The 10,734-nt window shown below is 53.7% G+C and carries 8 protein-coding genes; 6 read left to right on the forward strand and 2 right to left on the reverse strand.

Translation table 11 applies throughout. The features are described from left to right. Positions 1-58: 58 nt before the first annotated feature. Positions 59-1,114: a PstS family phosphate ABC transporter substrate-binding protein gene (locus tag JUK32_RS24785; RefSeq protein WP_204141559.1), complete on the forward strand. Its 1,056-nt coding sequence runs from the start codon at positions 59-61 to the stop codon at positions 1,112-1,114. Positions 1,115-1,139: 25 nt separating this feature from the next. Here the strand turns inward: JUK32_RS24785 and JUK32_RS24790 are convergent, their stop codons facing one another. Further along, the gene (locus JUK32_RS24790; RefSeq protein ID WP_204141566.1) at positions 1,140-1,445 is read right to left on the reverse strand and encodes an urease subunit beta; all 306 of its coding nucleotides are present in this window, start codon (positions 1,443-1,445) and stop codon (positions 1,140-1,142) included. A gap of 82 nt (positions 1,446-1,527) precedes the next feature. Next, the gene (gene ureA, locus JUK32_RS24795) at positions 1,528-1,830 is read right to left on the reverse strand and encodes an urease subunit gamma (protein ID WP_204141560.1); all 303 of its coding nucleotides are present in this window, start codon (positions 1,828-1,830) and stop codon (positions 1,528-1,530) included. A gap of 402 nt (positions 1,831-2,232) precedes the next feature. On the opposite strand from ureA, the gene JUK32_RS24800 reads away from it, so the two are divergent. The 5 genes from JUK32_RS24800 to JUK32_RS24820 all read left to right on the forward strand — a co-directional run bounded on the left by JUK32_RS24800 (position 2,233) and on the right by JUK32_RS24820 (position 10,426). Continuing rightward, positions 2,233-2,817 carry a hypothetical protein gene (locus JUK32_RS24800; protein ID WP_204141561.1) on the forward strand — a complete coding sequence of 195 codons (585 nt, stop codon included), beginning with the start codon at positions 2,233-2,235 and terminating at the stop codon, positions 2,815-2,817. A gap of 600 nt (positions 2,818-3,417) precedes the next feature. Then, complete coding sequence (locus tag JUK32_RS24805) at positions 3,418-4,737, forward strand: FecR domain-containing protein (protein ID WP_204141562.1); 1,320 nt, start codon at positions 3,418-3,420, stop codon at positions 4,735-4,737. A 218-nt stretch (positions 4,738-4,955) separates the two neighbouring features. Further along, the gene (locus tag JUK32_RS24810; RefSeq protein ID WP_239113052.1) at positions 4,956-5,960 is read left to right on the forward strand and encodes a sensor domain-containing diguanylate cyclase; all 1,005 of its coding nucleotides are present in this window, start codon (positions 4,956-4,958) and stop codon (positions 5,958-5,960) included. Between the two features lie 693 nt (positions 5,961-6,653). After that, a complete protein-coding gene (locus JUK32_RS24815; RefSeq protein ID WP_204141563.1) occupies positions 6,654-8,501 on the forward strand; it encodes a DMT family transporter in 1,848 nt (615 codons plus the stop codon). 1,022 nt (positions 8,502-9,523) lie between these two features. Beyond that, positions 9,524-10,426: a GGDEF domain-containing protein gene (locus JUK32_RS24820; RefSeq protein WP_204141564.1), complete on the forward strand. Its 903-nt coding sequence runs from the start codon at positions 9,524-9,526 to the stop codon at positions 10,424-10,426. Positions 10,427-10,734: the final 308 nt, after the last annotated feature.

A 10,734-nucleotide genomic window follows, 5' to 3' on the forward strand; every position in this document is an offset into this window, starting at 1 on the left:
AGGCTCCTGGTCTACCCTCATTAAGTACGCTTCCATTGTCCTTTTTCGCCAGTTACCCATGAGCAGCAAGAATGAAACCCCGGTTTTGATCGCCTCTCTGCTGGTCACCGCAGCGTTACTCGGCGGTGGCTATTGGTGGTTCACCCGGGATGGCGGCTTGAATTTGCCCGGTTTAGGAGGCAGTAACCCGTTGCCCACCGCTCCCGCCCCGAGCGCGGTCGCTCCGGCTAGCACGGGGGGACAATTCAACGAGGTGCAAAACGTCCCAGCGGGCTTGTTTAACTATGGCGGCAGCACCACCTGGGCTCCCGTGCGCGGGGCCATCGACCCGATGATGCAGCAGGCTTTCCCCTCATTTCAGCTGCGCTACACCGACCCCATTGGCACCCCTGCTAGTTCCGGATCCGGCATCGATATGCTGCTCAAAAAGCAATTGTCGTTTTCGCAGTCCTCGCGATCGCTGAACGCCGACGAGCAGCAAGCCGCCCAACAGCAGGGCTTTAGCCTCAAAGAAATCCCCGTTGCGTTGGAAGGATTGGCGATCGCCGTTAACACCGCCCTCCCCGTTGACGGCATCACCCTCACCCAGCTGCGCGATATTTACTTAGGCAACCTGACCAACTGGAATCAGGTCGGCGGCCCAGATTTGCCAATTGTCCCCGTTTCGCGTCCGAGCGATGGCGGCACCGTCGAGTTTTTTGTCAGCACCGTTTTGGGGGGGACGCCGCTGCCCGGCAGTATCACCATCGCGAACACCACAACCGAAGCGCTGCGGTTGGTCGACAGTACCCCAGGCGCGATTTACTACGCCTCGGCCCCCGAAGTGGTGGGCCAATGTACCGTCAAACCCCTGGCCCTGGGTCGGCAACCAGGCCAACTCGTGCGGCCCTACGCGGAGCCTTATGTGTCACCAGAAAACTGCCCCGCCCAGCGCAACCAAATCAACAGCACCGCCCTACGCAGTGGCGAGTATCCCCTCACGCGGCGGCTATTTGTGATCATCCGCGAAGATGACACCCAAGATCAGCCAGCGGGCGAAGCCTATGCCAACTTGCTGCTGACCCAACAAGGACAACAGCTTTTGAGTGCAGCGGGCTTTGTCGCCATTCGTTGACCGCTATCAGGTCAGCCGCTCAGTCTTAGAGTGGGCCGTTAATCAAGGCGTTGAGACCATACACCTCGCGGCTACCGACAAAGGGCACCAGCGTCACCTCGCGCTCGTCCCCCGGTTCAAACCGCACCGCCGTCCCCGCCGGAATGTCGAGGCGCATCCCCCGAGCCTGCCCTCGGTCAAACTGTAGGGCCGTGTTCACTTCAAAAAAGTGAAAATGCGACCCAACTTGAATCGGGCGATCGCCACTATTGGCCACCGACAGCGTCACCGTATCGCGGCCCGCGTTGAGTTCAATATCGCCTTCAGCAGGCAGCAATTCTCCAGGAATCATTCGCGCTATCTCCAGTGAACTTGGGTCAAAAATGTCGTCGGGGCGATCGCGGCGCATTACTCGCAGCCCCGCCATACAGGCGTTAGGCAATGGGATTATGCACCGTCACCAACTTCGTGCCATCGGGAAACGTCGCCTCGACCTGTACATCATCAATCATGGCGGGAATCCCATCCATCACATCATCCACCGTCAGCAGCGTGGTGCCGTAGTGCATCAGGTCAGCCACCGTGCGGCCTTCGCGTGCCCCTTCTAAAATTGCCGCCGACAAGTACGCGACGGCTTCCGGATAGTTGAGCTTGAGACCTTTTTCCTTACGCCGCTCGGCTAGCAAAGCCGCCGTAAAAATCAGGAGTTTGTCTTTTTCTTGGGGCGTTAGTTGCATAAATGGCTGATTGTGAAGACCGAGTCTGACAATACGTTGAAATGATGGCTTAAATTGTGCAAAATTAACCGATTTTCACACTTGGCTCAGGTTTTCTACCCAGTTCTAAATCAATCTGCTTAAAGAACCGTTACAAGTCGGGCGTCTTTACGTCGCTGAGGCCCCGCCAGTCACACCAGTCCGAAGAGTTCGTTAGGATCTTGAGTATCCACTTAATGTGACCGACATATAATTCCAGCATTGTTGGAGTCAATGAGATTTCAGCCTCCTGTTAATGCCGCTGTTCACAAATCAACGTTTGTCGCGCCAACTTCGGGAACGGTGTAGCTTGATAAAGGTGGTTTGTTGTGACCTCGATTTTTGATGTCAGGGCTCACTGTCATCGCTGTGATGTAGTTACCAATGCAGGACTCCCAAGCCAAGCCGTCCTCCAATGATGGGGAAACGCGACGGCTATCGCTCAACTCAGCCGAATACGAGAAAGAACAGCAGTTGATGCAAAATACGCATTTACTGCTGACGAATTTAGCTGAACGCGAAAAAGCGACGGTTAGGGCGATTTTAGATGGCTTGTATGAAGTGGGCTCCATCCATCTGATCAATGACAAGGTCAGCATCAAAGCCTTACGAGGGCCACTCAAAGGCGTTGCGTCCTTTAGTAAGCCCATGTTCAAGCTCTTTGCCTGGCGGTGGTTTAAGCGCAACTGCCCCGAACTCATCACCAACTGGCTCTATCGCCAGGTGCGCTTTGACGAAAAGGCGTTGTTGATTGAATCGGCGAATAACGAGCTCGAACCGATTGAGGTGAAATCTTTGCGGGAGTTATCGCCACAGGTGGTCGAGTCGCTGGCTGAGTCGCAGCAGTCGCTCTCGCCCCTTATTGAAAAACAAGCGGCAGAAATTTTGGCCCTCAGAAGCCGCATCACCTTACTATCCTTGGTTGTGGTCGCCTTAGGTGTGGTGTTCTGTTGGAATATGTTCGCCTAGGACTACAGGGCAGAAATCACGACATCTTTCTAGGAGCTTTCCACCTCACTCCCCGGTTCACCAGCAAATGGCCGACAAACTGACGCCGCAGTCATCTTGCAACTCGGTAGAGCCGCACCGCGCTTTTTTAGCTTGGCCAAATGGGGTGATCCTGTCCGCCATTCTGAGCCCAAATGGCTGAACGCTTACCGAAGGCTGGACTGGCCGCAGCGATCGCTGACTAGACAGCATTCATAGAAACGTGAAGAATTCAGCCATGCGGAGACGCACTTGTTATATTAGATACATAAAGTCTTCATAAACCCTCGGACAAAGATTCATGAAGACTTAGTCAGTCCAGGCCATAACGATAATCAGTTGCTGACTCGGTATAGTTTTATATCTACATCAATCAGGGAAATTGCAACTTACTGACTTTAGTCACAGGGGTGCTTTACCTCAGGGGCGTCGTCAATGAGTTCTAGAAACCTCGGTGCAGTCCGTCTTTGCGTCCGCAGTTACTCAACGGCTTAAGGATGGTTGCCTGTTGACGCGAGGGGATTAGCAACTCAATGATGATCGGCTCTAGCAGACAGCTAATTTGATTGAGGCAAAAGAGTGATGGGATCCGCATTTCGATTAACTGGTTTAACGGTACTCGCATCTGTATTTGCCAGTTTTGTCGTCCCCCACAAAGTACTGGCCGAAGTGCCCCTAACTCGGGCTGATGTCGAGGCGCTTTATAACCGGGTTGAGTATTTGCCGGACTCCGGTGCCCCCAGGGCGGCTAGCCTGGCTGATTGGCTGGCTGTCGGCGATGCGATTCGGACGGCGGCGGCGGCCCGAGCCGACTTGCGGTTTAATGATGGCTCTCTGGCTCGCATTGGCGAACAGGCCACATTTTGGTTCGTGCCCAATACGCGCAATTTTCGTCTGTCTAACGGCACTGCCTTACTATTGGTGCCCCCAGGGCGCGGGCCGAGTACCATCCAAACGCCCAGTGCAGTCACGGGCATCCAAGGGACAGCGGTGGTGGTGCGCCACATTCCCGAATCCCCCGCGCAAATGTCGTCTGATGAGTCCCCTCGCCTCTCCTCACCGCCAGGGCGCACGGTGGTAATGGCACTCACCAATAACCCCGGCGGTCCCGTCGAGGTGACGTTGCCCAATGGTAAATCTGTGGCTTTGGTGGCGGGGCAGATGGCGATCGCGGCCAATGGCAACCTCGAAGTCTTTGAATTTAATCTCCAGCTGTTCTACGAGACCAGCTCCTTGGCGGCTGACTTGCATCTAGATGACCCCAACTTTATGGGTACAGGCTTGCCGACTGACGCGGTGCACCAAGAAACGCTCGACGGGTTATCGCAACAAGCCAATTTTGTGGGTAGAGCCTGGCTCAATCCCCGGCTGTTAGATTTGCAAGTGAGCACAACGGCCGACCTGGATTGGCAACTTGCAGCCAGCGATGGTGCAGCTGAGATGGTGGGCGATCGCGTCGATGCCGTCTCTAATCACACCAACAGCCTGGGTGGGGTAGATGGGGCCAGCGCCTTTGGGGTGGCTCCGGTGGTGGTTGCACCCAGCATTGAAACTTCAGTTTTTGAGTTTGGCCCTGATCTGCCCGGACAAAGTGGGTTGGCCGCTGGCGGTATTGCTGACACTGGTAACGCCAGCGGGGTGAATGGGTCGGTGCCACCCCCTGGTGTTTTAGAGCCGAGTCCGGCGACGCCCGCCACCCCGGCGACTCCAGCCACACCCGCCATGCCGGGTGCACCAGGGACTCCCGCTACCCCGGCGACTCCAGCCACGCCCGCCACACCGGGTGCACCAGGGACTCCCGCTACCCCGGCGACTCCAGCCACGCCCGCCACACCGGGTGCACCGGGGACTCCCGCTATCCCGGCGACCCCGGCCACTCCGGCAAATCTACAGGCACCGTAAGGCTATGGCTCGAAAGGTTTGGGACGATTCAGGTTTGCTTAGTTCACGACTCAGTAGGCAGGGATAGGTCGACTTAGCGGCATAGGCGACGTTTTGGTTTGGCTATATCTTGAGGCCCCCAAGGTCAATATTCTTGAAGCCGCCCAGCACACAATCACTGATAGATGACATCTGGGCACGATAGAGACTACTTCTACTTGTGGAGTTGAGGGCATCGCATGTCTAGACTCTCAGACGATTCAATGATTGATTTTCGTGGCTATCCAGATTTTGCCACTGCCAGTCACGCTGTGCTCAGGCTATTGCGCGATCGCATCGCCTTTGACTTGTGGATGGTGACACGAGTTTCAGGAAAAGATTGGATCGTTCTGCAAGCCGAAGATCATGGCTACGGAGTGGAGCCGGGCACCGTGTTCCAGTGGGCCGACTCTTTTTGTTCAGAAATGGTGAAAGGCAGAGGCCCCGTCATTGCCCCTGAGTCAGGGCTTATTGCCGCCTATAAAAATGCCCCCATCAATCAGCAGGTCAAAATTGCGGCCTATATTGGCATGCCGTTGTGCGATAAAGACGGCAACTTATTCGGCACCCTCTGCGGCATTCATCCCACCACTTTCCCAGACAGTGTGCAGGATGATTTTTCCCTACTGGAGATGCTTGCCCGCCTGCTGGGCAGCCTGTTAGATGCTGAACTCAAAGCCCAACAAGCTCACCGAAGAGCAGACCGGAACGAATTAGAAGCGCAGACTGATACTCTGACGGGGCTATACAATCGGCGGGGTTGGGAAAAGCTGCTTCGGCTAGAGGAAACCCGCTGCCAACAGTTAGGCTGTGCAGCCAGCGTCATTGTGATTGATTTGGATGATTTAAAGAAAATCAACGATCAGTTTGGTCATACTTTTGGCGATCAACACTTACAACGATTTACCGAGGTGGTTCGACCAACGCTTCGCCAGGCGGATATAGCAGCACGAACCGGAGGTGATGAGTTTGCGATTCTGGGCGTTGAGATGACTGAGGACGAGGTCCGCAGTTGGACTACGCGACTTCAGGAGACCCTCAATATGGCTGAGATTAATGCCTCGATCGGTGCTGCGGTGCGTCATCCTAATCAGGGCTTGATTGCGGCTTGGCATGAGGCTGACTTAGTGATGTATCACCACAAGCAGCAGCGCAAGCTAGAACGGGTAACCCTAGGGATCGGCGAGACCATAGGCTCCCGGTAACGTTCGTGGATGGGTAGATGAGTCAGTGGGTCGGTGGGTACGGCGCAGGTTTGGGGTTGATACTTCTAGTGTGAGCGCTTCCCGGAGGTGGTTGACCGAGGAGTTTTAGAGGAGCATACCCAACCCAATTGTCATTGACCTCACGTCTCAAGCTGACGTGGATTTTCATTGCTTGTCAGTTGAGTCCAGACGTTGGATCGGTGAACGTTTCAGGAACGCTGACGCGGAATTGGAGGGCCAGCTAGCTCGTGCAGCGTCAAGACTAAAATTTGTGGCTTGCTCCTGGAGGGAGCCACTGCGTGAACGACCAGCTTAGCCCGAACGTATAGAGCCTGCTCATCCTGAGTTTATCGTGGGCCGTGCCTGCCCGCAGGGCATAGGATGTTGGCGACTGTGCATCATCCTAAAGTTATGAACTGACATAGCACTAGTGGCTGCAGGATGGCTATGAGTTGAGAGCGCATTTCGTAATCGGGTGAAATGCGAGCCCGTGTCAGGCAAACCAGTATGCGGCGCATCTTGGGCGCGAGCGATCGCAGCCGCAAGAAATACTTGACAAGTAAAAGTTTTTCTTGCCTTATTGAGATCTTTTTGGCTTTTTTGAGCACAATAGCAACTAGGGAAAGGGAGAACGCCTTGTGACGCGGGTACCATAAGCAGGGCGAATCCGCCGATTAGGGGCAACTATTAGGTATGGGCCAAGTGGATCACGCATCAAGCCATCCAAACGACGAGAGCAAAGTTGCCCGCGAGGCGCTGCGTAAAGTATCTCAGGATCTGAGAGCACTACAGGATGAGCTCTCAGGCCAATTGAACCAGGACATCGCTCGGTTGCAGGGGACAAAGCATCGCCTGCTCAACGATATCGAAATTCTGGAAGACGAATATCAAACCCTGAAAGATGAGGTCAGCACCCTCAAACAGCAGCACAGCGTTGAACTCTCTCGTCAGCAACTGGCGCAGCAGCAAGTATGGGCCAAAAAACTAGCGCAAGCCCTTGCCACTCATCTACAGGGGCGTTTAACTCAGGATATCTACGCTGGCAGCGCACCAGTAGGGGTGACCACCGCCCCGGATGGCTCCTTACAAAATGCCTACCAGCTGCTATCTTCGCTGGATTCCAGTCTGAACGATACCCTCCATTCCCTGCAGCAAGATCTCAACAGCTATCAAAGCTCCCTATCACAACAGATTAGTCGGATGCACAGTATGGAGCAGCAGGGCGAAGCTCTGTTAGAAGCTCTGGTAAGTCGACTGAGCTTACAACTGCAGACGCAAATTGCCCGACCGCGAGCGATCGCGACGGTCACCAATGGGAACGGCAGCGCCCATCATCAGCCGTTGAACGGTTATCAGCAGATGCCGTTACCTCCTCAAGGGCAACCCCCGACTGGCCCTCATGCCCTGCCTTACAATCAGGTCAGTCATCGTCAGCCCAATCATCAGGGATATGCCCCTACAGGTGCCCCAGCCAACCCGTCATCCAGTCCCACTGCACCAGTATCAAGCCCGGCTAAAAAGCCTGCTTCAGCATTTCAAAAAGGGCTGATCTTCATTGTCTTATCGACCCTAGCGTTATCTGTACACAACGTTTTGGTTGGCATCATTGGCTACGGAGGCAATCTTTTTGGTCAAATTCCCATTGAGGGCATTTTCCCCCTCAACATCCCGAATTCTCTGATGCTGCTATGGCTCAGAATGTTGGTGGTATTGCCATTAATGGGCATGGTGGCCCAAAAGATTTATCCCAAAGTTTGGGGCGAACTGCGGCAATTTTTAGGCCAACCAGATAAGCGACCGTTATTTCCAGTGATTGCTAGCGGCTGTTTCTTGTTTATGTCGCAGGTGTTGATCTACAAAGCGATCTCAGACATTGGGCCAGGGGTCGCCGTCACGTTACTGTTCATGTATCCCTTAATTACCGTGCCCCTGGCCTGGTTCCTGTTTGGCGATCGCCCCACCCCCCTCAGAGGGCTCGTGATGTTTGCGATCACCATTGGCATCGTCTTTACCGCCCTGCCGCGCATTAGCAACGACCTTGCGGTGGGTACTGTCTCACCTTGGGGAGTCTTTGCTGGGTTACTGTCAAGTGCCGCCTTTGCGTTGTACTTGGTTTCGATGCAGATTAGTTTTCGCAAGTTGCATCCGGTGCCTGCAACCCTAATTCAGTTCAGTACGATTTTTGCCTTGACTAGCGTGATTCTGGTGGTGGGTGCTGTCTTCGGGTTAGAAACAGCGCAACCCAGTAGCTACGCGAGTCTGTACATCGCCGCGATTTTGCTCGGCGGGTTGACCCTGCTGGGATATTTATTCAACAACTTTGGAGTGCGCCTGATGGGGGCTGGACAGGCTTCGATTGTGGCGGCGAGTGGCCCCGTATTGACGGCGTTAATGGCCTACATCATTACCCCTGGCGAAAAATCGACCTTACAGTCAATTCAATGGATTGGGGTGATTCTTGTCACCCTTGGAGTCTTAGCGTTAAGCCTAGAAAGGCTGGGCAAAAAAGCCAAAGCTCCTAAGAAGGTAAATGCGGCTTAGGACAGGTTAGGGACTTGCGCGCAAAAAAGATCCCCATGAACCGAGTTTCGACTCCGCTCCACTCTCGATACTGGTAGGTTGAGCGAAGTCGAAACCGGATTGAACGGGTACTTTATTGAGTTGCAGATCTCTTACCGGTTGCTCATGCTAAGGCAGGCAACTGAGCTAGACAAGTAGCTTCTAGATAGATGGTTTCTGCTTCAGGTGATGGATGGTCATGATGATACTCTCTCCTAAACGGATCCACTGACCGGCCTGCGATCGCGCCACAAGGCACGACTGTACCGGCGCAAGCTGGTTGAACTGACAGAGATCGGTAGGCAACTTAAAAGATCGAGACGCCACAGTTTTGAGTACGTCTGCAGATTTGGTTTAGAGAGTGGGGGAACCGTTACCCAGTGGCGGTTGAGAAAATTGGGAACCGCCACTGCACCGACGGTGGAGTCGGCGTTACAGGACACAGCTTAGTGGGCTAGGTGTCCCCTTGGGCGCTGGCTAGGCAAAGCTTACAAAGCATCCTGCTCGCAGTGCATCATCTCTGTGAACTTGAAGAGGAGGGCAATTGCCAACCTTATCCGACTAAATTAGGATTGATGGCCCGAAATTTAGTCGTAACCTGCATAGATAATCCGGGAATCCTATATACCAGGTTGAATATCTATATCAGTAGATATTCGGCTACGCTCACTGGGTAACTTTGGCACCCAAACTGAGGCCCCCTGAGTCTTAATCGCACCGTTAGTATGCACGTTTCCCAAGAGAGACCTAAAAACCAGCCCCCAGAGGTTTTTGCGCATCTCCCTACCCTTGTGCGTCCACGTGTATAACTGTGATGAATGTTCGTCAGTGATGTCTGAGTCTTCAACTTTGACTCACAGACGTTTTATCCACATTAAAAGCACCATGTTTTTGTTCAACCGCACAGGCCTATTTCCTTCCCTGTAATGAATGGATCGGTACTTATTGTCGGCGATTCCGACTTTTCTACACGGCTTTGTGAAAAAGTTCGTGGGCTGGCAGTCATGGCTTCTTGGCAGGTGCCAGATGCTCAGGCTGCTGCCGATTTGTTGAATTCAGAAACGCCTGATATCGTTTTGCTCCAAGCGGCTCAGACGAGTAATTGGGAATTTTGCCAATCGCTAAAGCAGCAGCGCCATCGCCTATGGTGCTACACCATTTTGTTAGATGAACGGATTTGTCCAGAAGAGCATACCTCTGAGGAGGTTTTGTTACGGCAGGTAGGGCTGACGACTACGGCGTTAGAGATGGGGGCTGATGCGTATTTGTGGTTTCCCAGTTCAACGTCAGCGGATGGAACGGCAGTTGTTGACCATTTGAATCGGGTGTTGCAAGCCCATATCCGCAATGCTTTTCGGCGAAATCAAGCGTATCGGGAACTGTCGCAGGCGAATGATTTATTATCAGCGATCGCGCTCGTGGATCCGTTAACGCAGTTGGGCAACCGTCGGGCCTTTGATTGGGAACTGCCGCGACAGATTCAAGTCACCCGCGAGCAAAACCATCCCCTGAGCCTATTGATTATTGATATTGATTTCTTTAAGCAGGTGAATGACGAACATGGGCATCTAGTCGGTGATCAGGTGCTGAGAATGTTTGCCGATCGCTTGCGCCATCACATGCGCTTTTATGAAACCCCTTTTCGCTATGGAGGAGAGGAGTTTGTAGTGCTGCTGCAAAATACCACTGCGGCAGATGCTGAACAATTGGCGGAGCGGTTACGACGGCTGATCAATGACACCCCGTTTGTGATTAGTAAACGGCTGGATCTGCCACTCACGATTAGCATCGGCGTGTCGACGTTGGCGACAACCGATGATGAGCACGGCGAAGAATTGATTCGACGAGCTGACGAAAATTTGTTGCAAGCTAAGCGTACTGGGCGAAATCGCGTGATTATGGGATGAATGGTGGCGTAGCGAGTCGCGGCCAAGGGCCAGTCACCGGAAGAAGATTGGTGGCGGTGCCGGATGTGGTCTGACGACTCAGGCAGTCACTCGGCAGCCAAATCGGTCGAGTCAGATCGCTCGCTTTCCAGCCCGGTCCCGGCATGTGTAGTGCTGCTTTTCAAAAACTATAAAGCAGCAGCGCCGTCGCCTACGGTGCTAAGTAGATAGGCAAAATCATTTCACAAACGGGTTTCGACTCCGCTCAACCCTCAACTTCTGACCTGCCAAGCAATATCGCTGATTGAGCGGAGTCGAAATCAGCCACC

The organism is Halomicronema sp. CCY15110, assembly GCF_016888165.1.
Taxonomy (GTDB): Bacteria; Cyanobacteriota; Cyanobacteriia; order Phormidesmidales; family Phormidesmidaceae; genus Halomicronema.

Excerpts from the sequence above, each read along its gene's own strand:
- JUK32_RS24785 (WP_204141559.1), top strand. The coding sequence starts at position 59 with ATGAGCAGCAAGAATGAAACCCCGGTTTTGATCGCCTCTCTGCTGGTC.
- JUK32_RS24790 (WP_204141566.1), bottom strand. The coding sequence starts at position 1,445 with ATGATTCCTGGAGAATTGCTGCCTGCTGAAGGCGATATTGAACTCAAC.
- ureA (WP_204141560.1), bottom strand. The coding sequence starts at position 1,830 with ATGCAACTAACGCCCCAAGAAAAAGACAAACTCCTGATTTTTACGGCG.
- JUK32_RS24800 (WP_204141561.1), top strand. The coding sequence starts at position 2,233 with ATGCAGGACTCCCAAGCCAAGCCGTCCTCCAATGATGGGGAAACGCGA.
- JUK32_RS24805 (WP_204141562.1), top strand. The coding sequence starts at position 3,418 with ATGGGATCCGCATTTCGATTAACTGGTTTAACGGTACTCGCATCTGTA.
- JUK32_RS24810 (WP_239113052.1), top strand. The coding sequence starts at position 4,956 with ATGTCTAGACTCTCAGACGATTCAATGATTGATTTTCGTGGCTATCCA.
- JUK32_RS24815 (WP_204141563.1), top strand. The coding sequence starts at position 6,654 with ATGGGCCAAGTGGATCACGCATCAAGCCATCCAAACGACGAGAGCAAA.
- JUK32_RS24820 (WP_204141564.1), top strand. The coding sequence starts at position 9,524 with ATGGCTTCTTGGCAGGTGCCAGATGCTCAGGCTGCTGCCGATTTGTTG.